Below are 22,063 nucleotides of genomic sequence, written 5' to 3' on the forward strand. Positions count from 1 at the left end.
ATTAACCCCTTCTAAGAAAAAAACGGCTTAAAAAGCCGCCTTTAATATTTCCCAACAGATAAACCAAGTTTTTTTAGTAAGTCAATCGCCGTTTGTTTTTCTTCGGGTTGAAGGACTTCCATTAGGTTATCAATACGCTGACTGTGCTCAGGGAATATTTCCTCAATTAAGGCCCTTCCCTCGTCAGTAATTTGTGCATAGGTAACTCTCCGGTCTTTTGGGCAACCAATTCTTTTTAAGAATCCTTTTTGTTCTAGTTTATCGACCACGTAAGTAATACTACCGCTCGCTAGGAGTATTTTCCCACCAATTTGCTGTAGTGGCTGGTCTCCCTTATGATAAAGCAATTCCAATACAGCAAATTCAGTCGGATTAAGACCTTTTTGCTGAATGACTTTATTGACTTCTTCGTTTAATGCACGGTAGGCCCGAGACAGTACAATAAATAACTTTAACGATTGATTTACTTGTTCACCTGACATAATTTTTCATCCCTTTAAACCTTTTGATACTTAGATTATAAACGAAAAAACCAGTTTTAACAGCATTTCTCTAAACTAGCTTAAACTAAAGGCTATGTTAATGAACAGAATGAATTACTTATTTTCCCTTCTCCAACTGCTCCAACATTTGATAAGATAACCTATGAACACTAAAATCATGTTTATAAAGTAGGCGATTGTATTGAACCAAAGTGCCGCGGTTATCCAGGGTGCTCCAAAAAGAGAAGAGACCACAACTTATAAGATTTTATTTATTATTGGATTATGTCATTTATTAAATGACTCGATCCAGGCTGTTATTCCAGCTATGTTTCCTGTCCTTGAGAAATCGATGGGACTATCGTTCACACAGCTAGGACTTATAGCGTTTTCCTTGAATATTGTTTCATCAATCATGCAACCTGTGATAGGGATGATGGCAGATAGGAAACCAATGCCATTTGCCCTTCCCATCGGCCTTACCTTTACATTATTTGGGATTCTCGGTCTTGGATTTGCCCCAAGTTTTGAATGGATTATTGTGTCAGTCCTTTTAGTTGGGCTCGGGTCTGCTATTTTCCATCCGGAGGGGTCAAGAGTTGCTTATATGGCGGCCGGTCCACGTAGAGGTCTTGCTCAGTCCATCTATCAGGTTGGAGGGAATACAGGCTCAGCACTTGCACCACTAATTACAGCGCTAATACTCGTACCGTTAGGTCAAAGAGGAGCATCTTTATTTACGATTGCTGCGGCCATTGCTGTCGGACTGCTCAGCTATATTGCTATCTGGTATTCTAGAAGAATCATCTGGACAAAAGGACCTTCTAAAGCAAAGAAAAGTAAAGTACCGGTAAATAATGCCGTCTCCAAAGCAGTAAAGATATCACTACTACTAATCCTTTTCTTAATCTTTGCAAGATCATGGTATACGTCTGGAATTACAAATTATTACGCTTTTTATGCCATTGATCAGTATGCCCTTACGATAAGAGAATCTCAAATGTTTTTATTCGCTTTTCTCGTCGCTGGTGCACTAGGTACTTTTTCCGGTGGGCCACTCGCCGACCGCTTTGGTAAAAAAAATATTATTTTCTTTTCAATGCTTGGTGCCGCGCCAATTTCTGCTGTTACTCCCTTTGTACCAGCTGCGGCAGCCTTCATCTTGCTCGCTATCTCAGGATTTATATTAATGTTGAGCTTTTCGGTAACCGTTGTATATGCCCAAGAACTTATTCCTGGAAAAATCGGAACGATGGCTGGACTGACTGTAGGATTTGCATTCGGCATGGGGGCTTTAGGCTCAATTGGTCTCGGATACCTTGCAGATGTGATTGGATTGCCCCTGACGATTATACTTACCGGCTTCCTGCCTTTCCTTGGGGTGTTAGCGCTGTTTCTGCCTTCTGATAAAAAACTAGCATCCTGGTACAACTAATTTTTTCGGATAGCAAAAAGGAGAGATGACAGCATCTCTCCTTTTTTTATATAAGTTATATTTTATTAATTCTTTCAAGTAACTCCTGCTTTTCTTCTTCTTTTAACATTCTTTCCGCCATCGGGAACAGGACATTTTCTTCTTTAGAAAAGTGGTCTACTAATGTATAATTGGCTTCTTTAACAAGGGCTGCATCTTGTTTCATCTTCTCATCCGTGTAGGAGTCGAATCCATTTTTAGTATTCTCTAAAAATGTTCCGATTAGGGATTTCGCGCGATCGTGTTCATACTCCATCACAGCAATTGGGCCAGACTCTCTTCCAATATAAGCAGCCATCATTTCAAAGAGTACACCTTCTTCTCGCTCTGAGTGAGGTTCAAGCTCAGCGAAAAATTCAATCACTGCTGGGCGTAGCTTCTCAAAGTGTTCCTTCGCATTGTCACCATTTTCTACTTTCAAACAAATTTTTAGTAATTCGTCTAATCTATCTAATAATGGCGGATGTTCATTTTTTAATTGTTGGAGTGCTTCACTTAATTGTACTGGTGTATTTCCTAACATTGAACTCATGCAACCTTCCATTTCCACATTCTCCTTTACCCTTTAGAATAAGTAAAGTATAGAATTTTAGCCGCCAATAGGTAGTGAGCTTCATCACATAACGACACTGATCGAACACAATTCACAAAAGTTTTATAAAATCACCAAAAAGCACCAATGCTAGTTTGCATTGGTGCCTTCTTTCAAGCTAGACGGAAGACAATTCCGTGGCCGCCTTTTGGATATTCCCATTTGATATTTTGCTCTGGACAGGCAATTCTACAACTACCGCACTCATGACAGCCCTCATAACCCACCTGCATCCTGGTACCTTCCCATTTATAAACCTCACCCGGACAAAAAACAGTACATAGCTTATCATCACACTTTGTGTTACAAACATCATGATTAATAATGGTCAGATGCGATTTGGTATCGCACTTAAAACGAACGAGATACTGTTTTTCTTCAATCGTTTTCGTAGACATTATTTCACCGCCTTCCAAGCTCGATAAAGATCTTGCAGCACCTTGATTCTACCCTTTTCTTTCGTAATACTTTGCATAATTTGCTTTTGCTTTTCCCGCTTTGGTGTGCCATCGACGGTGAAAAACTTGCTGGCGGCTTGATTCATCATCGGTACATAATCATTAAAGTATTGTGGATGTTTTTCGAATGTATGCGCTGCGTCCTTATATTTCTCTAAATCTTTTATAATGAAACTATCATAAAGTGCTTCCCGATAACGATTTAAGCTAGATTCACTATAGTCTCCATCATTCTTTGCCTGAATAATTGCTTCTGCTGCCATTTTTCCAGATGACATTGCCATATTCGACCCTTCTCTGTGAATAGCATTAACAAGTTGTGCAGCATCTCCTACTACCACAACCCCATTACCAGCTACTTTTGGAACGGAACGATAGCCTCCTTCTGGAATTAAATGAGCGAGATATTCAGCTGATTCCCCGCCTTCAAGATACGGCTTGACCATAGGGTGAGTTTTCAAATGATCAAGCAAGTCGTATGGTCTAAGCTTTGCTTTTGTCATACTTGACAATGTGGTGCCTACTCCTATATTCAAACTTTCTTTATTTGTATAAAGAAATGCTGTACCTAGATTGCCTTTGGTTGAATCCCCAAATATCTCGATGGTACATCCTTGATTTTCACTCAGGTTAAATCGGTCATTAATCTTATCTTTCGGTAAATTTATTACCTCCATGACAGTTAGTGCCACTTCATCGGGGCGAAATTCCTTATGAAAGCCTAGTTGTTTGCCCAAAAGGGAATTAACCCCATCCGCAAGAACAACTACGTCCGCAAAGAGGTCACCATCAGGGCGATCGGTTCGAACTCCAACGACTTTGCCATCTTCAACTAGACATTCTTTCACCACTGTTTCATTAATAAGGAGCGCTCCAGCTTCAACTGCTTTTTTCGCAAACCATTGGTCAAATTGGGCACGTAGAATGGTGAAATTATTATACGGCTCCTGTCCCCACTCGAGACCCTTGTAGCCAAATTGAACAACTGATTCTTTATCTAACATCCAGAATCTTTGCTCAATCACAGGTCTTTCAAGGGGTGCCTCTTTCCAGAACTCTGGAATAATCTCTTCCAATTGTTTACGGTATAACACGCCACCCATTACATTTTTGCTGCCAGGATACTCACCACGTTCAATTAAGAGGACATTCAGCCCGTTTTTTGCACAAGTATATGCACATGCCGTTCCAGCAGGACCAGCTCCAACCACTATCACATCAAATTTTTCAGACATAGCTCAGGTCCCCCTTGCTTATCCCTTTAAATTGCTGAATTAATTTCGGGACGATTTCATGTGCGTCCCCGACAATCCCGTAAGTAGCAACATCAAAAATCGCAGCCTCCGGGTTTTTATTAATGGCGATAATAATCTCCGAGTTCTTCATTCCGACAACGTGCTGGATGGCACCTGATATTCCAATGGCAAAATATATCTTAGGCGTAACCGTTTCACCTGTTTGACCAATCTGTAATTCGTGCGGTAGCCACCCAGCTTCAATCACATCTCGTGTTCCACCTACGCTAGCACCAATTGTTTCAGCTAATTCATGGATCAATTGGAAACCCTGTTGATCTCCTAGCCCTTTGCCACCGGCCACGATTACATGAGCATCAGCAAGATTGGCCTTTTTTGTTACATCTTTCACAATTTCAAGCACTTTTGTACGCATATCTTCTTCCCGAAGTTCTAGTTCTTCTTCGATGATTTTACCAAGTCTACTATCATCAGGTTGTAATGCCTTCATCACCTTAGGACGAACTGTCGCCATTTGTGGACGATGTTTTTTACAAAGAATGGTCGCCATAATATTCCCACCAAATGCTGGTCGACTAGCTTCAAGGAGTCTTTTTTCAAGATCAATATCTAGCATCGTCGTATCTGCCGTTAATCCTGTACTTAAATCCGTGGCGATCGCACTTGCAAGGTCTTTTCCATTTGGTGTTGCTCCATATAAGAAGATTTCTGGCTTATATTTTTCAGCTAGAAGAATGACCGCTTTCATAAAAGCCTCAGTACGATATAGGTTTAAAACTGGATGGTCGACAACATAAACCGTATCTGCCCCGGAATAGATCACTTGGTTTGCAAGACCTCTGATATTATCTCCTAGTAACACACCAGCAAGTGGAACATTCAATTTATCGGCTAGCGCTCTCCCTGCACCCAGCAACTCTAAAGAAACGCCCTCGATATTTTTTTCCTCGTCTACTTCGATGAATACCCAGACACCACTGTATTCTTCCATGCATAATTCCCCCCTACCGCAAATTTACGAGTTATTAACATCAAAATTGAAAAGGTTCTTCTTTTCCGCTAATAATGTGACAAGTTCCCTTACCTGCTCATCCGAGGTCCCTTCCAGTCTTTTACCACCTTCAGGCTTAGGTGGAGTAAACATCTTGCCAACAACTGTTGGGGATCCCTTAAGCCCAAGTTGTGCTTTATCAACATCGTTTAGATCATTTACTGACCAGACAGTTGGCTCATAACGTGCCGCCTTGATCATATTTGGCATAGGTGCATATTCAATCTCATTCACTTCTTTCTCGACTGTTAACAAACATGGTAATTGTGCCTCGATTACCTCATAGCCATTTATTTGCTTTCTTTTAATGAGGACTTTCTTCTCTTTGTGATTCACTTCTGTTACTTCTATTACATTGGTTACTGGAGGAATATCTAACCGCCTAGCAATACCAGGGCCTACTTGTCCAGTGTCTCCATCGATGGCATGCTTACCGCAAATGACCATATCAATGGGCATTTCCTCCTGAATTTTTTCAAGTGCTTTTGAGAGAGCATAACTCGTTGCGAGTGTGTCAGCCCCAGCAAATGCCCGGTCTGAAATTAAATACCCTCTATCTGCCCCGATTTCAATGCTATTTTTAATAATGGCAACAGCCTGTGGAGGCCCCATGGATAAGACGGAAACAGTTCCCCCTATCCTTTTTTTAATTTTCACAGCCTCCTGGACAGCATGGGCATCAAATGGATTCAAGATAGCTGGAGCACTTCGTCGATCTAAGGTGTTGGTTTTTGGATTGATTTTGATGATTTTTGTGTCAGGCACTTGTTTGACACAGACAACAATATGCATAATCCCAGTTCCCCCTTAATATTGAAAGCGTTTTCTAAAAATTGAAAGGAAGCATGTATTCGAATTGATCGATTACATGCGTAGAGCATAATTGGAGAGTTATTGATGTTTTTTCCAGCGAAAGAAATCTTTGTAAGTTTAGAATATAGGAAATATTTTATTTATATCTATGATAAAAATCACTTTTTTTCATTTTTTAGGTTTAGTCTCTTTGTTACCGGGTATAAATAAATAAACCACCGACAGAGGGTCAGTGGTTATAGATATGAATCATGTATGTTTTCTATCTTTAAAAATCGTTTACGTATCAAAGCTGCCAGCAGCCTTTTGCGGTCGATGCAAAAACCAAAATAACTGACGAAAATGAATTTTTTCCTTTTTCACCTCGGTTTGAACTGTTTGCGCTGAGATTTGATATTCATAGATCAGTTTATCAAGTTCCTGGCTACAACTAACTGTTTCCACACTATTAAATCCTGTGTCTCGAGCAAAAGCAAACATCTCTTCTTTCTTCAATTGAATCTGCCTAAGCAAAGGATTATTGTTCTCTTGCACTTGCAACTCCCCCTAATCCGTCCCTTTCCATTCACTCTATTAAAAGAATGACCCGGTTATTAATGCAGTATTACAGAAAATTAAATTGATGTAAATAGAATCGCAAAATTAGACATTTTTCTTAAATAATAATTTTTCTTCGACAGTTTTTAGTTAAATAAAGTCTATTAATCTGACAAAATCAACCACAGCTACGCTGTTTCTTTTTTTGTAATAAATGGTATATTTTTCAAATAAAGCGCTTTCATTGTTTGATACTATATAAAAAAAACAATTCCCTTAAAATAGAGAATCGTCCGTACTAACCGTTATTATTAATTCCTCTCCCGAATAAAAGAAGCCCCTTCTATCGTTAAGAGTATGTTTTTAATTTCCTTTCTTGAACCAGCGTATCCTGTCAGGGTCTGATTTTTACCGATTACTCTATGACAAGGTATGACAATCGGGATTCTGTTCGCCTTATTCGCTTGTCCAACAGCTCTAACAGCTTTAGGTCTACCAACTGCTATGGCAATATCTTGATAGCTTTTCGTTTGGCCAAAGGGAATATCGGCTAACTCTTTCCATACTTCAATCTGGAAATTCGTTCCTTTTGGTTCAATTGGTAAGTTGAAATGGTTCCTCTTTCCTCTGAAATATTCTTTTAGCTGAGTGACACACTCTAGCAATAATCCATTTTCCGATTGTGCTGTTACGAGTGACATATCTTCATTGGCTAGGAAGTCGGCTTCACCTATATATATAGCAGATAGTCTATTGTTTTCAACAACAATGTAGAGCGTGTCAATCTCTGTTTCTAAAGAAGTATACATTCTCATATTTTTCACCCTCCGCTTAAACTATAATATGGAATAAAAGAAGAAGCAAAGACAAATCTTTGCTTCTTCTTTTATCTTACCAAGCCTAATTTACTCCTGTTGTTTGGTAAATGCCCATCTTTTGCTTCCTTCTTTTCCACCATGATTTATAATTTGGGGTCCAATTTTTATATGTCTTTTGAAACTTTACCTTTTTTACAAAACAGAGAAAAAAGTTACAAGTGTTCATACGTTTCTTACGTTTAAGTTAAATTGAGCTAATCCAACTATTATCCCAGTTTCTTTTTCATTACAATTGGTAAAAATGTAATTTGGAGTCTACTATACAAGGAGGAACTATGAAACAACGGGCTTACTACTTTGATAATGCAAAATTCATCCTAATTTTTTTTGTTGTTTTTGGGCATTTACTTCAACCTTTTATCACAGATAATGAAACAGCGTATACTCTTTACAAGGTCATTTATACCTTCCATATGCCTGCCTTTATATTGGTATCTGGATTTTTCGCAAGAGGATTCTTAGAAAATGGGTATATAAATAAGATTGCTAAAAAGCTAATCATTCCCTATTTAATTTTTCAAGTTGTCTATTCTGTTTTTTACTACTTTTTATTTAATAAGTCTGAGTTTGCGGTAGATCTATTGAATCCACATTGGTCCCTCTGGTTTTTAATTAGTCTATTTTTTTGGCATTTAATGCTAACAGGTTTCTCACGCCTTAAACCTTTATTAGGGCTTTCACTAGCCTTTGGCATTGGTCTTGGGGTCGGCTATATTGATTGGATTTCAAATTATTTAAGCTTGTCCCGAACCTTTGTATTCTTTCCGATGTTCCTACTGGGGTACTATTTAACGAAAGACCATATTCAGCAATTAAAGAAGTCAAATATCAGGTTATTAGCTTTTGGGACTTTTGTTGTTGCATTTGTCTTGTATTTCTCTTTTCCTGATATGAACTACCAATGGCTATTTGGATCCAAGTCCTACAGTGCCATGGACACACCCGTTGTTTTCGGAATGTTGATAAGGCTGGGCTTGTATTTATTAAGTACCATTATGGTTTTCAGTTTTCTGGCTATTGTGCCAAAAAACCAGTATTTTTTCACGAGTCTTGGCAAGAACACTTTATATGTTTACCTACTACACGGCTTCTTTGTCCGGGTTTTTCGTGAGAGCGAAGTAACAAATTACTTCACAGAAACGGAAAATTTCATCCTGCTCGGGATGGCTTCTTTTCTTCTCACTGTTTTACTTGCCAGCAAATTCGCCGCCGCTATCGCTCAGCCGTTCATTGAATTAAAAGTCTCGCTCTTAGCAAAGTATAAAGATAGGGTGAGAATACGATTCAAAATGTACAAAAAGAAAATGTTAAGTCAATAATTCCGTTTCGGGCCCCTTCATTTGGATGGGCCCTATCTATTTAGGTTACAATGGGGTATAATGATTTGTTGTTTTGGTACACGATATTGAAGGAGTAATGATATGAACATTATTTGCGCAACGTTAAATGCAAAATACATCCATACAAATATAGCTATACGTTATTTGAAGGCCTATGCTCAACCTGAGTTTGATATAACGTTAGCTGAGTATACGATTAAGGACCCGATTATTAATATTGTCACGGATTTAATTCAGAAAAAACCACAGGTAATCGGTTTTAGCTGCTACATCTGGAATATCGAAGAGACGATAAAGGTTATAACATTAATTAAAAAAATTAATCCTTCCATAACTATTGTCGTTGGGGGTCCTGAAGTCACCTATGACTATATTGATTGGATGGATCGTGTAAAAGAATTTGATTACCTTGTCATCGGTGAAGGCGAACAAACTTTCAAGCAACTTCTAACTGAACTTAATACAAATAAAGCAATAGAAAATGTAGCTGGGATTGTCTACCGAAAAGGGGATACAGTCAAGGTAAACCCTCAAATGAATAAACTAGATTTAAAAGAACTTCCATCACCACATCGATTCCCTGAAGATATCTCACACTTGTCTAAACGTGTCACTTATATCGAGACAAGCCGAGGATGTCCTTTCAGTTGCCAATTCTGCCTTTCTTCAATAGAAGTGGGTGTACGGTATTTTGATCGAGAAAAGGTCAAAGAAGATATTCGCTATTTAATGGCCAATGGAGCAAAGACGATTAAATTTGTCGATCGCACGTTCAACATTAGTCGGAGCTATGCGATGGAGATGTTTCAGTTTCTTATTGACGAGCACCTCCCAGGTACTGTCTTTCAGTTTGAAATTACTGCAGATATTATGAGACCTGAAGTCATTGAATTTCTGAATCAAAATGCCCCAGCTGGACTATTCCGCTTTGAAATAGGCGTTCAGTCAACAAATGACTATACAAATGAGCTTGTTATGCGAAAACAAAATTTTGAAAAATTGAAGCGGACCGTTACGATGGTAAAGGATGGAGGCAAGATTGATCAACATCTCGATTTAATTGCTGGACTCCCTGAAGAAAACTACTCTTCCTTTAAAAAGACATTTAACGATGTATTTGCTATGCGTCCAGAAGAATTGCAGTTAGGTTTCTTAAAAATGTTGCGGGGTACAGGATTAAGACTTCGTGCAGAGGATCACGATTACATCTATATGGATCACTCACCATACGAAATTCTCGGTAATAATGTCCTACCTTTCAGCGATATCATCCGTATCAAGCAAGTTGAAGATGTATTAGAAAAATATTGGAATGACCACCGTATGAATGCAACCATTGAATATCTTGTAACCAGAACCTTTTCAACCCCTTTTGACTTTTTCCAGGATTTTGGTGCTTATTGGGAAGAACAAGGATGGTCGCGAATTGGACACCAACTTGAGGACTTATTCAAGCGTCTATATGAATTTTTAAAAGAACGCAATACAGAGGATTTACCGATTATTGAGGGCCTGATGAAATACGATTACCTTGCTGGTAAGAAACAAAAACCACGTAAACCTTGGTGGACACTTGACAAAGACAAAGTTCAAAGATCGGAAATGTATAAAGAACTCATGGCTAGCGGAATTCTTCCGGAACAGCTAAAAATTCCTGAAAAGGAACTATATAAACATACAGTCATCGAAGAGGTATCCTTTGACCTAGACAACTACTTAACAAATAGCGTAGTTGAATGGAGTCCTTCGATAGTCGTTGTATATTTCCACCCCTCGCTTGATCAAGCCTTTGTTTATTCATATAAAAAGTCTCAAATAAAGCCGGCATAGAGCCGGCTTTATTTTTTCTACGATTTTTTACTTTTTTGTTTCTGTTTCTTTGCGGGAAAAGGGCGGTCATACATTTTTGCAGCATTCAAATCACCAAATTCTACTCCAAATTCAACGTTTGCTGCATCCTTTTGATTTACTTGTTTTTTATTGTTCATTAGGCCCTTCCCTCTTTTCCCTGCTTAGAATTTCGATTCGCAAATTTCCCTGCATCTTCACCATTTGAGAATTCAGCTGAGAACTCGGACTCATGAGTGTTTTTATGCGGTGTTTTCGAATATTTTTCAACAGCGTTTCTTTCCGCTTTACGCTTTGCCATTTCATCCACCTCCATGATAAAGCATTATTATTTTCTTCGATTACAAATGGTTTATGTAATAAGTTCTTTTCCTGTTTTTACTTGGACTTGAATGAAATAATAATCTTAAAAAGACTAATAATAACAAAAAAGGGGGAGTGAAAAATGGGTAAAGACAATAAAAAACTAGAGCCATTAGACATTGATGGCACCATGCCGCATCAAATAAGTGCCCCTAGTTTTAAAGGGACTGGAATCAAATTTCAACCTCCTTTTAAGAATGAACATGGTGTGATTATCGGCGATAGTCATTATTCTTCACAGAACTCACCATTAGAAAATTGGAGTGAAGATACTGACCCAGCCATTATGTCTGGAGATGAATGGGTCCATCCAACCAATGACATCGGGTGGAATACAACTGAGAATCAAGAAATTCTTGAAGAAAAGCGGGAACCAAAAGCATATCCTTTTATGCATCCGACAATCGATGTAAGTAAAGGTCAGGACTAAAAAAGATCCGGGTAATCCCGGATCTTTAACGTTTATCCAATAATAACTCTTTCTTTAGGGTAATGAATTTGTGTGTTATCCCCCTTACCTCCAATAAATAATAGGAACATAATAAGCCCCACACGTCCAATGAACATTAACAGAATAATCACAAATTTACCAATCGTACTTAACTCTGGGGTTATTCCCATCGAAAGACCGCTTGTTCCGAAAGCTGAAGACACTTCAAATAGGATTTCAATCAGCGAATGATCTTCTGTAACTCTCAGAATCACTGTAGCGGTAAAACAAATGACGATAGCCATTATTGTAACAACGAGTGATTTTATAATATCCTCATCTGTCAGTTCTCTTTTAAAGATTTTAATGGAACGGTTCCCCCGTCCAAAATGATAAAGAAAAAGCAGATTTAATGCAAAGGTTGTTGTGCGAATCCCGCCTCCAACTGAGCTAGGAGAAGCACCAATGAACATTAAGGAACACATAACAAGTAAGGTTGTCTCTGAAAACTGATTAATATCCATAGTTGCTAAACCGCCACTTCTAGTTGCAGCAGATTGGAATAAGGCATAGAAAAATGCTTCATGCCAAGTTTTATCAGCAAGGAAATGGTTTTGTTCCAAAAGCAAAATAGCCAATGTACCAAATATCAATAAACCTAAGAACGTAATAGTAGTGATTTTTGTAAAAAGAGAAAACCTAAATAAATGGTTCCTCCTATAGCGATTCACAAAAAATTCTTTAACTTCAACAAGTACCGGAAACCCTATTGCACCGAGAGTCATCAACACAATACTAACAATTTGAACATAATAATCATGAGCATATGGAACCATTGAAGCGCCTGTTATATCAAAGCCTGCGTTTGTAGTAGCACTGACAGAAGCAAACACACCTTGTATCATGGCTTCTTGCCATGTCGGGTAGTAACTAAGAAATCGAGTACCTAGGAGAATCGCGCCAATTACTTCAATAATGGTAATAATAAGCAAAATAACTTTTAGCATCTTTACCATCCCAGATAAACCAGTTTGGTTTTGATCCGCCATAATCAGCCGGCGCTCTTTTAACCCGATTTTCTTACCAATTAACAGCCAAAAGAAAGTTCCTAATGCCATTATTCCAATTCCACCAAATTGAAAAACAAACAGCAAGATAAAATTACCCGTAACTGTAAAGGTTTCACTTATATTAACCGTTGTTAGTCCTGTTACACTTACAGCACTAGCAGCAACAAATAATGCATCCATGAATGTCCAACTAACACCAGGTTGTGTTGCTACAGGAAGTCTTAATAAAAGAACCGATACAAAAACTGCCATAAAATAATATAGAACAATCATTTGAGCAGGTGTCATATGGTTCAGCCGTTTTCTTAGTTTGTTTAACATCAAAAATTTCCTTTCAGTCATCCCTAGTCTTAGTCCTATCATATAAAATATCAAAGCCCGTATAAGAAGTAAACGTTTGTAGAAAATTTCTATTTAATAACCCTTTTTTTTCATGAATCATTCTATATATGCAAAGATTACCAGGCATAAAACCTTTAAGTAAGCAGAAAATAGTAATGCAGAAAAAAATACTGCAAATGCAGCAAGGAGTGACAAAGTATGGCTAGAAACTCAAATAATCTACTTGTTCCTGGGGTTGAACAATTCCTTGATCAAGTGAAGTACGAAATTGCCCAAGAATTTGGTGTTCAACTTGATGCTAATACTGTTTCTCGTTCAAATGGTTCTGTTGGTGGCGAGATAACGAAGCGTCTAGTCAAACAGGCACAAGCCGAATTATCAGGAAACAACAATCAAAATCAATAAGAAACTTAATAAATTGGACAAGAAAAAGTCCGGAGGCAATCCGGACTTTTTTTAATCGCGTGGGCCTGAGTTTTTATTTTGTTGGTGCCCATTACTCCTATTGCTTTTACCTTTTTCATGGTTCTTATTATTTCCATTGTTTTTTAATTGTTTTTCCTGGTTTTTATTATTTCCATTGTTTTTTAATTGTTTTTCCTGGTTTTTATGCTGTTTATTGTTTCCATTTTCATTATACTTTAAATTTTTATCCTGATTTTTAATCTGTTTATCTTTTTCTTTACGTTGGGATTTATCTGCTTGATTTTCGTTTCTTTTATCTAGAGCGTTTTCAACCTGACTTTTATTAGACATACCTGCTGAGCGGCTAGGATTCCCCTTCGTTGCCTCTTGTTCCTTTACAGGTCTATTATTCTGCTTGTCTTTTGTATTCACCTTTTCCTGACTAGGTGTTGATTGATCTTTTTCTATTATTCCCTCATTTTTTTGTTTAAAGGTTCCCGAAGTAATGCCTTGTTTAATTGCATCGCTCCGTTCTTCCTCGGTAGCTGTAACAACCGTTAACTCTAGCTGTTCTGCTTCAGTCACCTTTTTAATTTCTGTTAAAGTTTCTTCCAATTCCGAATTAGACTCTTCCTCTGAGGGAACCGTTCCAATCAAAACACGTTTTTGGTTTTCTAAGTACCCTTGCTCCTCCATCTCATCAAGAACCTTTTTCGCAACTAGTACTGCATTTTCCTTTTTCCAGTCTTTAAGTTGATTGATAATGTTTTCACCTTCACGATTATAACCTTTCATACTAATCACATTCAGGCTATCGTTTAACTCTAATTCAATGCTTGGATTCACATCAATGGACATATAGGCATAAACCTGGCGATTTTCGAAAATAGGATAGAGTGCTACAGCTAATACCATCATTACAGCAGTGAGGATGAGTGCATTCACCTTTAGCTTGTTTCGTATTGGAAAAACCCTCGATTTCCAGGAGTGATCTACCTCTACAGGAATAAAATAGATTTCCTCCCCTTTTTGATACTCCTGTGAAAGTTTACGTGATCGCATGAATTGCCCATCGGGTGTTAATAATGTTACATAGCGTTCTTCGATATCAAGGACTACACCCTTCCTCATTTCTCCAGCACTCCTTTTAAATAATCCCTTAAATAGTGAAAATCACCCATTAAAATTAAGGCAATTGCCATTATATATTTTCTATTCCGTTCAATCGTCTTACGACTCAAAGACACCTTACTCTCAAGCTGTTTTATGGGTAATCGTTTTTTTGCTAACAGCTGTTGTTTTAAATCTTCCTGATTCACTAATATTCGAGCAACCTCTATTGCATTTTCCCTCGCATCGGAATGTTTGGGAGCCTGCTCAACTAAATCATGAAAAGAAAGACCAAACTCTTGAAGCTTTTGTTGAAATTGCACAATTTCCTCTTTCCTTTGTTGTTCTTCTGTCTTTTTTCTATAGTCCTTTATTGAAATCTCATCCTCAATACTTGAACGAGAAGACTCAGTATCAAATTGGTCACTTTCGAAGTTAATCGCTATTGTCTTGGCTCGAGCCTGCTGACGGATATAATCGATTACCCTTCGTTTAATAAGGATATCCGCAAAGCTTAGGAGCGAATTTCCTTTGTCAGATGAGAACTTTTGAATGGCTTCATTAAAGGCAATCAATCCAATGCTAAATTCATCATCCGTTTCATTGATGTACCTTTTACAAATGGCCGAAACAGATTTAGCAATAAATGGCTTGTACGTCTGTATTAAATCATCTCGAAGCGTATGGTCACCCTGCTGAATCAGTATCACTTTTTCTTCTAATGTTTGTTGCTTTCTTTTTGTAATGAACAATAAACTTAGCATCAGTCTCACCTCTATTCTCCCAAAAATTATATCATAGGTTGTCAATTTGAATTATCCTAGGAGAAGGGTGGAATAAGCTTTCTATCTAATATAGAGTATCTATAGGAAATCTTATAAAGTTCATTGTTCAAATTTATTATTAAGTCAGCACTTCATTCTCTTTTACAAATTTGCTCAGCTTTTTCTTGGAATCTTATACCCTGACAGAATTTCAAACTAAGTTTCTAATCCCTCCACTTTTAGTTAATATTTCAATAGATTATAGGCAAAAGCTTCGAAGGCTATCTTTCGCTTAGAGACAAACAAGGGAGAATCTCTTAAAACCGCGCACGAGGGTGTGAGTTAATTACTTTCTTTGGGTCTTGGGTACAGCATATTTTAATTATCACTTATTCTAACTAGCATCAGTACTAATAAAGGGTACGGTTCGCCCCAAAGGTTTTTGGGGGTTTTATTTGCCGATTTAAAAAGACCTCTGCCAAGCAACTCATAACACGATTCTTCACAATAATGATGTAAATTTTACGAGGAATTTTTTAAACCGGCACGTAACAAGAAACCAATTAGCAACCCGGGTATAAGAAAGGCCATGGGCAGAAACACAGGACCAAGTGAGATATCGAACAGTCTAATTTTTGGAGAGAGCATTAGACCAACCGTCACAAAATATGCACCGAAAACAAAGGGAAGATACCTTCCTTTAATACTGTCATCTAAGGTACTACGGTAGGCATCCCACATGGAGAACATATAGACACATGGATAGAACATCAACCACTGGTAATTTATCACCATAAAGGCCTGATCGATTTCCCACAAAAAACTATACATAATAGCTTGATTAAAGTTACTGTTAACATTAATGATAAACTCAAGAGTTACTAATAAAACGCCCTTGAGATAATTCCCTGACAATAACTGAGGGAAACCTGGGAAGGCAATCGACCACAGGATGGCTTCCAGTTTACTAAGTCGCTTCATAAAATGATGTCATTCCTTTATATCTAAGATGTTTTTCGAGAGGGCAACATTTTTAGTGGGCTTATAGGTATTAATAATTTATGCTCTGTGAAAAATAGCCTTCCTGTTGATTGGAGCTGTCATTCGACAGACTTGTTCACAGAGCTTAATAATTAGTTGGAGTTCTCTGCTTACTTATAATGTACTTTAACAGGGAAAAATATTACCATATATATGGAAATGGAATTTTTAAAATATGAAAAAGCGGTCTGCTTAGGCAGCCGCTTTTCCTTCAGAGTTTGATATCGAAATTTTAGTTAGTCCGGCTAATATGGTTAGCACTGGTGATGCTAGGCAAAAGATGGCGAATAATGCATATTCTGTAGTCGGTACCCCTAACACTCCCGCGAGGAAGACTCCGCAAACACTCCATGGAACTAGTGGGTTAATCACCGTTCCGGCATCTTCTAAAAGCCTTGACAGGTTCTTAGGATGAAGATTCGCTTTACGAAAGTACGGATCAAATGTATGCCCAGTCATAATAATCGATAAATACTGTTCCCCTATCAAGAAATTAATCCCGATTGCAGAAAGTGAAGCAGAAAGAATTAGACTCGATACTTTTTCGACGCCCTTTAAAAATAAACTTAATAGCCCTGGAATGATTCCAAGCTTAAATAACAGCCCACCCATTGATAAGGCAAGTAAAACAAGGGAAACTGAAAACAACATACTTTCAATTCCTCCTCTTGAAAGCAATGTTGCAACTACCTCCACATCAGTATTAGCCTTATAACCAGAGTATAGGATAGCTGGAAGCCCACCCCACTCTTGTTTACTGGTAAGAATCAAACTTATGCCCATAGCTGACAGGGTTGCACTTCCAAGAGTTATCACTGCAGGAACTTTTTTCACTGCTAAAATTGCTAAAACTATAAACGGGATGAGTGAATACCAATGGACAAGATTCATTGCTACTAATTCCTGTTTAATAAGGGTCGCAGTCGCAAAATCGGCGCCCGTTTTCGTCGGAGAGAGCATACCAAAGATAACCAATGAAAGGACAAAAGCAGGAACTGTCGTCCAAGCCATGTTCTTGATATGTTCAAATAAATCCACTTTAACGGTTGAAGATGCAAGCGTTGTTGTGTCTGATAACGGGGACATTTTATCACCGAAAAAAGCCCCTGAGACAATTGCTCCCGCAGTAATGGCGGCAGAAAGTTCCAATGCTCCTGAAACACCCATAAAAGCTGCCCCAATCGTTGCTGCGGTCGTTAACGAACTCCCAATGCCTACGCCAATGGCTGCTGTCACAACAAATACAATGGCGTAAAACCATTTCCCAGTAACTAGTTCAAAAGCTAGATAAATAAAGGTCGGTATCGTCCCTCCAGCCATCAAACTACTAATTAGCATTCCAATAAAAAAGAAGATGAGAACTGCTCCTAATCCATTCTTTGCACCATCCATTAATGCAGCTTCTAACTCCTTCATTTTCACTCTTTTAATCATTCCATATATTAACAACAAAAAAATGGCTAACACAATAGGGATATGAGGAACCAATTGAAGTTTTATCATACTGAAACTTATTCCAGTAAGTAGGATGACTACCATTAACAACGCCTCTAGAGGGCGAATTTCAAGCATTGTATCTCTATGTTGCATATTGTTCCTCCTCTTAGCTATTCACTGTTTTACTTAAACGCTTTTACGTACGAAAGTATTATAGTTATTACTATATGGATATATTATTTGCTTGTCAACAGATATTTGCAGAACGAACAAAAGTGCAATCGCCCTAATCAGCCCTGTGAGTCTACGCGATCCACAATATGATTGTTCTTTTATCCCAGTTCAACTGGCTTATAAACCGAGGAGTTAGACACGCTGGTTAAAACTTTCTTAACAAACTAAAAAAGCCTAGCATGAATGCTAGGCCTACTTTTTGTAAAAAAACGTTGATTACTCCGTCAAATCCATTGGATTGTATAATTTAATATTGGGATTCTTATCCTGGAACCAACGTAAAGCAAAATCATTTTCAAATAAAAACGCTTTGTTCTCATAACGGTCATGCACAAGAAGACTACGGGAGTTCGAAAGGTTTTCATCAATCTCATCATTTTCAATCCAACGAGCAATTTTTGAACCTAACCTCTCCATTGTAACCTCAACATTATACTCATTACGCATCCTATGCTCAAATACTTCAAACTGTAGTTGCCCTACAGCACCTAGCAAGTATTCCTCTGTTTTTACGGTCTTAAAGAGCTGGATAGCCCCTTCCTGAACTAGCTGCTGAATTCCCTTATGGAAATGCTTCTGCTTCATGACGTTTTTAGCGGTTACTCGAACAAAAAGTTCTGGGGTAAACTGAGGCAAACGCTCATATTGGAAACTGTCCTTACCTGAAATAAGTGTATCCCCAATTTGATAAGTACCGGGATCGTACAAACCAATAATGTCACCAGCAACGGCCTCTTCAACAGTACTACGATCATCGGCCATAAACTGGGTAGACTGGGCAATTTTTATTGTTTTTCCAGTGCGTGGTAACGTTACGTTCATACCACGATCAAATTTACCTGAACATATCCGTAAGAAAGCAATACGATCCCGGTGTGCTGGGTTCATATTGGCTTGAATTTTAAAGATAAACCCTGAAAACTCTTCAGATAAAGGATCGATTTTCCCTGCTGTCGAATTTCTCGCTTGAGGCATAGGGGCAAACTCTAAGTAGGATTCAAGGAAAGTCTGGACACCAAAATTTGTTAAGGCGCTTCCGAAGAAAACCGGAATCAAGTTACCTTCGGCTACGCGCTCAGTTGAGAATTCGTTTCCTGCCTCATCGAGTAGCATAATCTCCTCTAGCGTTTGCTCATATAATGGAGATTCCTTAAGGCTATGCTCTCCGTCAATTTCACCATCTTCATTCAAAGGAATGAACTTATCTTTTTTATCAACTCGGAACTGTTCAATTCGATTATGGTGACGGTCGTAAATTCCTAAAAATTGCTTTCCCATTCCAATCGGCCAGTTCATTGGATAAGATTCAATTCCAAGAACCTCTTCTAACTCAGCTAATAGCTCAAGTGGAGCCTTTCCCTCCCGGTCGAGTTTATTAATAAACGTGAAGATAGGAATTCCCCTCATTCGACAAACCTTAAATAACTTTAAAGTCTGCTCCTCGATCCCTTTGGCCGAGTCGATAATCATAACAGCACTATCTACTGCAGTCAGTGTCCGATAAGTATCCTCACTGAAATCTTGGTGCCCCGGTGTATCGAGAATATTTACTCGAAAACCGTCATAATCAAATTGCATAACACTTGATGTTACTGAAATCCCACGCTGCTTTTCGATTTCCATCCAGTCGCTGGTTGCGAATTTCCCGGTTTTTTTCCCCTTAACCGTTCCAGCGTCTCGTATAGCGCCACCAAATAGTAGCAGTTGTTCTGTTAACGTCGTTTTTCCTGCATCTGGGTGAGAAATGATTGCAAACGTTTTACGTGATAACACATGGTCCTTTAATTTATTCATGATTAATCCTTTCTAAAAGGCTCTATTCTCGTTGCTCTTGGATATGATGAATTCAATCCTTGTATTACTTCAAAGTAGCATTAGTTTACGAGAAAAGAGCTTACAAAATTAAATTTATTGCGCAGAATAGCTTATCTTGCGTTAAAATCGGCTGTATGATTATAACAAAAATATTTACGGAAACCATCCTTCTAAAAGAGCATGTCATTTATCATTAATTCAAGAGATATATCATGCTAGAGTGAAAATCTTCATAACTTCTATCATATATTCTATGTGGAAAGTTTGCAATTAGCTTTTATTTCCCAGCACTCTTCCATTACCTTAAAATACCGTTCTCCTCTAACTGGTTGAACAGCTGCATCCCGGAAATCGTAGCTGCCCCGCCTCCTTGGGCAAAGTTAGGGCTCCCCCCACCTTTCCCATTAATAATTGGAAGGATATCTTTGATGACGGATTTCATGTTGCGATTGGTTTTTTCACCACTAGCACAAATAACTTGCAATCGATCCTCATTTTCAGCAATAAAGACCACCATCTTATTGCCTTCATTTTCTGTTACAAGTTTTGCTAATTTTTGTAACTCCTGAATACTACGGTCCCGATAGACCTTTGTAATGACCCCTTTAGAATGTCCATCTAAAAGTTCCTTGGCTTCATAATATAATAAACTCTCCATTGCTTCTTCCTGCAATTTTTTCAATTGATTGTTCCCTTCTAACAACTTCTGAACCGCATCGACGAGCTCCCCTTCTGGTGCGCTGAGCAGCCCTGTTAATTGTTGTAGAACTTCATGCTTTTTCTCAAGCTGATTCAAAACTCTTTCACCACAAACAAACTCAACACGAATCTGTTTTCGATGCTTTTCCCAACCTAGGATTTTAATAGGGCCTGTTTCTGCCGTATTCTTAGGGTGAGTGCCTCCGCAGCCATTGTAATCATAATCAGGTATAATCACCAATCGAATGTCCTCTGAAACTGAAACCTCTTTTCTAAGCGGATAGTCTGCCACCTCTTCGGGGGAGATCCATTTAGTCTCAATCATTCGACTTTCCCTAACAATCTGATTTGCCTTTTTTTCCGCTAGTAGAGCTTCCTCTTCCGTTAGTTCCTCAATATTCAAATCAATAGTGAGTTTCTCCTGTCCTAAATGAAAGGAAACAGTTGGATACCCAAATAACTGCTCGAATGCAGCGGTCAAAATGTGCTGACCTGAATGCTGCTGCATATGGTCGAACCTCCGAGTCCAATTGAGTTCACAGTTAACCGCTTTATTATCCTCAGGTAATGGCCCTTCAAGATAATGGCGAAGCTCCCCATCCACTTCTTCCACTTTTACTACTCTAATCCCATCTATCCAACCGGTATCATAAGGTTGTCCACCGCCTGTAGGATAAAAGGCTGTTTCACTCAGAATGACGAAATATTGATCTTCATGGTCTTGGCGCTGTTCCAGAACCTCTGCGGAAAACTGGGATATGTATGGGTCTTTGTAAAATAACTTATGCTCCACCTAAAATTCCTCCATTAGCATTTATCTGTTTTTCAGTATATCACGATTACTTGAAAGAAAAGACATTGTGGTTACCATTGTCTAGTGCTCTTTATTTTGTTCAATAATAGCAAGAACAAAAGCGCAAGCGCCTTGATCAGCCCCGTGAGTCTAGACGAGCCGGCCAGAAGGTTGCTCTTTAACCTTCTTGACGGATTGTACGAAAAGCGGAGGCGACTGTACAGGGACAACAAGCATAAGACGCGCCCTGTAAGAAGGTGGTTTTTACCTTCTGAAAGGGAGTGGCTTATGTCTTCGTGTCCCTAGGAGCCGCAGCTAGACAGGCTTATGACCCGAGGGGCTAGGCGCTGGAGCTGGATTCATAGAACGAACACAATTTTATTCTCACCCTTAACTTTTTAATTTCCTAAACGAAAAAAGTGCCCGGCTTCCCGGACACTTTGTATGCTTCATTCCTTATAACCAGGTCAAAGTAACTACTTATAGCAAGCACTGCCAACGATGATTAGCAAAATGAATAAGACAACGATTAGTACAAAACCGCTACCGTACCCATAACCACCAAATCCACCGTAGCCGTAGCCGCTATATCCATATCCGTATGGCATACTCTAACCTCCTTAAAATTCTTAAGTTCTATGATTAAAATTTAATCTTAGTATGCTCCACCGTATCCCCAAGATGCTCCAATAATAATCAAAAGAATGAACAAGACAACGATTAACGCAAAGCCTGCACCGTATCCACCGTGTACTTCAGACATTCATATCTACCTCCTTTTTAATTGTCAATATATCCTATTCAAGCGAAGCAATTTGTGCAATGATTTGA

24 protein-coding genes are annotated in these 22,063 nt (G+C 38.5%); 5 read left to right on the forward strand and 19 right to left on the reverse strand.

Translation table 11 applies throughout. The features are described from left to right. Positions 1-41: 41 nt before the first annotated feature. Positions 42-482, reverse strand: coding sequence for a MarR family winged helix-turn-helix transcriptional regulator (locus BMX30_RS15740; protein ID WP_090747771.1), 441 nt, complete (start codon positions 480-482; stop codon positions 42-44). A gap of 202 nt (positions 483-684) precedes the next feature. On the opposite strand from BMX30_RS15740, the gene BMX30_RS15745 reads away from it, so the two are divergent. Beyond that, entirely contained in the window at positions 685-1,917 is a 1,233-nt protein-coding gene (locus BMX30_RS15745; RefSeq protein WP_090747775.1) for an MFS transporter, read from the forward strand. 55 nt (positions 1,918-1,972) lie between these two features. Here the strand turns inward: BMX30_RS15745 and BMX30_RS15750 are convergent, their stop codons facing one another. The 7 genes from BMX30_RS15750 to BMX30_RS15780 all read right to left on the reverse strand — a co-directional run bounded on the left by BMX30_RS15750 (position 1,973) and on the right by BMX30_RS15780 (position 7,478). Then, entirely contained in the window at positions 1,973-2,500 is a 528-nt protein-coding gene (locus BMX30_RS15750) for a hemerythrin domain-containing protein (protein WP_244532626.1), read from the reverse strand. A gap of 161 nt (positions 2,501-2,661) precedes the next feature. Then, positions 2,662-2,946 carry a ferredoxin family protein gene (locus tag BMX30_RS15755; RefSeq protein WP_090747778.1) on the reverse strand — a complete coding sequence of 95 codons (285 nt, stop codon included), beginning with the start codon at positions 2,944-2,946 and terminating at the stop codon, positions 2,662-2,664. Then, positions 2,946-4,241, reverse strand: a complete 1,296-nt coding sequence (locus tag BMX30_RS15760; protein ID WP_090747781.1) for an FAD-dependent oxidoreductase — start codon at positions 4,239-4,241, stop codon at positions 2,946-2,948. Before BMX30_RS15760 ends, BMX30_RS15755 begins: the two co-directional genes overlap by 1 nt. After that, positions 4,234-5,253: an electron transfer flavoprotein subunit alpha/FixB family protein gene (locus BMX30_RS15765; protein ID WP_090747784.1), complete on the reverse strand. Its 1,020-nt coding sequence runs from the start codon at positions 5,251-5,253 to the stop codon at positions 4,234-4,236. Before BMX30_RS15765 ends, BMX30_RS15760 begins: the two co-directional genes overlap by 8 nt. Positions 5,254-5,277: 24 nt before the next feature. After that, entirely contained in the window at positions 5,278-6,105 is an 828-nt protein-coding gene (locus BMX30_RS15770) for an electron transfer flavoprotein subunit beta/FixA family protein (RefSeq protein ID WP_090747787.1), read from the reverse strand. Between the two features lie 300 nt (positions 6,106-6,405). Further along, entirely contained in the window at positions 6,406-6,660 is a 255-nt protein-coding gene (locus BMX30_RS15775; RefSeq protein WP_090747791.1) for an aspartyl-phosphate phosphatase Spo0E family protein, read from the reverse strand. Positions 6,661-6,974: 314 nt separating this feature from the next. Continuing rightward, complete coding sequence (locus BMX30_RS15780) at positions 6,975-7,478, reverse strand: methylated-DNA--[protein]-cysteine S-methyltransferase (protein ID WP_090747794.1); 504 nt, start codon at positions 7,476-7,478, stop codon at positions 6,975-6,977. Between the two features lie 338 nt (positions 7,479-7,816). Here BMX30_RS15780 and BMX30_RS15785 point away from each other — a divergent pair, with 338 nt between their 5' ends. Both BMX30_RS15785 and BMX30_RS15790 read left to right on the forward strand, forming a co-directional pair. After that, on the forward strand, positions 7,817-8,860 hold the full coding sequence (locus tag BMX30_RS15785; protein WP_090747797.1) for an acyltransferase family protein: 1,044 nt from the start codon (positions 7,817-7,819) through the stop codon (positions 8,858-8,860). A 102-nt stretch (positions 8,861-8,962) separates the two neighbouring features. Next, positions 8,963-10,711 (forward strand): B12-binding domain-containing radical SAM protein, encoded by a 1,749-nt coding sequence (locus BMX30_RS15790; protein ID WP_090747799.1) that lies wholly within the window; start codon positions 8,963-8,965, stop codon positions 10,709-10,711. 17 nt (positions 10,712-10,728) lie between these two features. Here the strand turns inward: BMX30_RS15790 and BMX30_RS23595 are convergent, their stop codons facing one another. Together BMX30_RS23595 and BMX30_RS23600 are read right to left on the reverse strand one after the other, a co-directional pair. Then, positions 10,729-10,869: a hypothetical protein gene (locus tag BMX30_RS23595; protein ID WP_170843907.1), complete on the reverse strand. Its 141-nt coding sequence runs from the start codon at positions 10,867-10,869 to the stop codon at positions 10,729-10,731. Beyond that, complete coding sequence (locus BMX30_RS23600) at positions 10,869-11,030, reverse strand: hypothetical protein (RefSeq protein WP_170843908.1); 162 nt, start codon at positions 11,028-11,030, stop codon at positions 10,869-10,871. Before BMX30_RS23600 ends, BMX30_RS23595 begins: the two co-directional genes overlap by 1 nt. Before the next feature lie 144 nt (positions 11,031-11,174). On the opposite strand from BMX30_RS23600, the gene BMX30_RS15795 reads away from it, so the two are divergent. Further along, a complete protein-coding gene (locus tag BMX30_RS15795; RefSeq protein ID WP_090747802.1) occupies positions 11,175-11,522 on the forward strand; it encodes a DUF3905 domain-containing protein in 348 nt (115 codons plus the stop codon). A gap of 32 nt (positions 11,523-11,554) precedes the next feature. Here the strand turns inward: BMX30_RS15795 and BMX30_RS15800 are convergent, their stop codons facing one another. Next, positions 11,555-12,913: a TrkH family potassium uptake protein gene (locus BMX30_RS15800; RefSeq protein ID WP_090747805.1), complete on the reverse strand. Its 1,359-nt coding sequence runs from the start codon at positions 12,911-12,913 to the stop codon at positions 11,555-11,557. Between the two features lie 219 nt (positions 12,914-13,132). Between BMX30_RS15800 and BMX30_RS15805 the strand changes: the two genes are divergently transcribed. Continuing rightward, the gene (locus BMX30_RS15805) at positions 13,133-13,339 is read left to right on the forward strand and encodes an alpha/beta-type small acid-soluble spore protein (RefSeq protein ID WP_090747807.1); all 207 of its coding nucleotides are present in this window, start codon (positions 13,133-13,135) and stop codon (positions 13,337-13,339) included. Positions 13,340-13,390: 51 nt separating this feature from the next. Here BMX30_RS15805 and BMX30_RS15810 read toward each other — a convergent pair whose 3' ends face one another. The 8 genes from BMX30_RS15810 to BMX30_RS15845 form a co-directional block, all read right to left on the reverse strand. After that, positions 13,391-14,470 (reverse strand): anti-sigma factor domain-containing protein, encoded by a 1,080-nt coding sequence (locus BMX30_RS15810; protein ID WP_090747810.1) that lies wholly within the window; start codon positions 14,468-14,470, stop codon positions 13,391-13,393. Continuing rightward, positions 14,467-15,222 (reverse strand): RNA polymerase sigma factor SigI, encoded by a 756-nt coding sequence (gene sigI / locus BMX30_RS15815; RefSeq protein WP_244532627.1) that lies wholly within the window; start codon positions 15,220-15,222, stop codon positions 14,467-14,469. The genes BMX30_RS15810 and sigI overlap by 4 nt, the downstream gene beginning before the upstream one ends. Positions 15,223-15,735: 513 nt before the next feature. Continuing rightward, positions 15,736-16,194 carry a hypothetical protein gene (locus tag BMX30_RS15820; RefSeq protein ID WP_090747815.1) on the reverse strand — a complete coding sequence of 153 codons (459 nt, stop codon included), beginning with the start codon at positions 16,192-16,194 and terminating at the stop codon, positions 15,736-15,738. A gap of 252 nt (positions 16,195-16,446) precedes the next feature. Then, on the reverse strand, positions 16,447-17,844 hold the full coding sequence (locus BMX30_RS15825) for a Na+/H+ antiporter NhaC family protein (protein WP_090747819.1): 1,398 nt from the start codon (positions 17,842-17,844) through the stop codon (positions 16,447-16,449). A 297-nt stretch (positions 17,845-18,141) separates the two neighbouring features. Continuing rightward, positions 18,142-19,719, reverse strand: a complete 1,578-nt coding sequence (locus BMX30_RS15830; protein WP_090747822.1) for a peptide chain release factor 3 — start codon at positions 19,717-19,719, stop codon at positions 18,142-18,144. Positions 19,720-20,038: 319 nt separating this feature from the next. Then, the gene (locus tag BMX30_RS15835) at positions 20,039-21,232 is read right to left on the reverse strand and encodes an alanyl-tRNA editing protein (RefSeq protein ID WP_090747825.1); all 1,194 of its coding nucleotides are present in this window, start codon (positions 21,230-21,232) and stop codon (positions 20,039-20,041) included. 476 nt (positions 21,233-21,708) lie between these two features. Beyond that, complete coding sequence (locus tag BMX30_RS15840) at positions 21,709-21,840, reverse strand: YjcZ family sporulation protein (protein ID WP_090747828.1); 132 nt, start codon at positions 21,838-21,840, stop codon at positions 21,709-21,711. A 47-nt stretch (positions 21,841-21,887) separates the two neighbouring features. Next, positions 21,888-21,995, reverse strand: coding sequence for a YjcZ family sporulation protein (locus BMX30_RS15845; RefSeq protein WP_090747831.1), 108 nt, complete (start codon positions 21,993-21,995; stop codon positions 21,888-21,890). Between the last annotated feature and the right edge of the window lie 68 nt (positions 21,996-22,063).

Source organism: Mesobacillus persicus, assembly GCF_900109925.1.
GTDB lineage: Bacteria > Bacillota > Bacilli > Bacillales > Cytobacillaceae > Mesobacillus_B > Mesobacillus_B persicus.

Coding starts and splice junctions, on each gene's coding strand:
- BMX30_RS15785 (WP_090747797.1), top strand. CDS start 7,817: ATGAAACAACGGGCTTACTACTTTGATAATGCAAAATTCATCCTAATT.
- BMX30_RS15825 (WP_090747819.1), bottom strand. CDS start 17,844: ATGCAACATAGAGATACAATGCTTGAAATTCGCCCTCTAGAGGCGTTG.
- BMX30_RS15830 (WP_090747822.1), bottom strand. CDS start 19,719: ATGAATAAATTAAAGGACCATGTGTTATCACGTAAAACGTTTGCAATC.
- BMX30_RS15845 (WP_090747831.1), bottom strand. CDS start 21,995: ATGTCTGAAGTACACGGTGGATACGGTGCAGGCTTTGCGTTAATCGTT.
- BMX30_RS15755 (WP_090747778.1), bottom strand. CDS start 2,946: ATGTCTACGAAAACGATTGAAGAAAAACAGTATCTCGTTCGTTTTAAG.
- BMX30_RS15750 (WP_244532626.1), bottom strand. CDS start 2,500: ATGGAAGGTTGCATGAGTTCAATGTTAGGAAATACACCAGTACAATTA.
- BMX30_RS23600 (WP_170843908.1), bottom strand. CDS start 11,030: ATGGCAAAGCGTAAAGCGGAAAGAAACGCTGTTGAAAAATATTCGAAA.
- BMX30_RS15805 (WP_090747807.1), top strand. CDS start 13,133: ATGGCTAGAAACTCAAATAATCTACTTGTTCCTGGGGTTGAACAATTC.
- BMX30_RS15765 (WP_090747784.1), bottom strand. CDS start 5,253: ATGGAAGAATACAGTGGTGTCTGGGTATTCATCGAAGTAGACGAGGAA.
- BMX30_RS15795 (WP_090747802.1), top strand. CDS start 11,175: ATGGGTAAAGACAATAAAAAACTAGAGCCATTAGACATTGATGGCACC.
- BMX30_RS15760 (WP_090747781.1), bottom strand. CDS start 4,241: ATGTCTGAAAAATTTGATGTGATAGTGGTTGGAGCTGGTCCTGCTGGA.
- BMX30_RS15790 (WP_090747799.1), top strand. CDS start 8,963: ATGAACATTATTTGCGCAACGTTAAATGCAAAATACATCCATACAAAT.
- BMX30_RS15740 (WP_090747771.1), bottom strand. CDS start 482: ATGTCAGGTGAACAAGTAAATCAATCGTTAAAGTTATTTATTGTACTG.
- BMX30_RS15810 (WP_090747810.1), bottom strand. CDS start 14,470: ATGAGGAAGGGTGTAGTCCTTGATATCGAAGAACGCTATGTAACATTA.
- BMX30_RS23595 (WP_170843907.1), bottom strand. CDS start 10,869: ATGAACAATAAAAAACAAGTAAATCAAAAGGATGCAGCAAACGTTGAA.
- BMX30_RS15770 (WP_090747787.1), bottom strand. CDS start 6,105: ATGCATATTGTTGTCTGTGTCAAACAAGTGCCTGACACAAAAATCATC.
- BMX30_RS15780 (WP_090747794.1), bottom strand. CDS start 7,478: ATGAGAATGTATACTTCTTTAGAAACAGAGATTGACACGCTCTACATT.
- BMX30_RS15820 (WP_090747815.1), bottom strand. CDS start 16,194: ATGAAGCGACTTAGTAAACTGGAAGCCATCCTGTGGTCGATTGCCTTC.
- BMX30_RS15800 (WP_090747805.1), bottom strand. CDS start 12,913: ATGTTAAACAAACTAAGAAAACGGCTGAACCATATGACACCTGCTCAA.
- BMX30_RS15840 (WP_090747828.1), bottom strand. CDS start 21,840: ATGCCATACGGATATGGATATAGCGGCTACGGCTACGGTGGATTTGGT.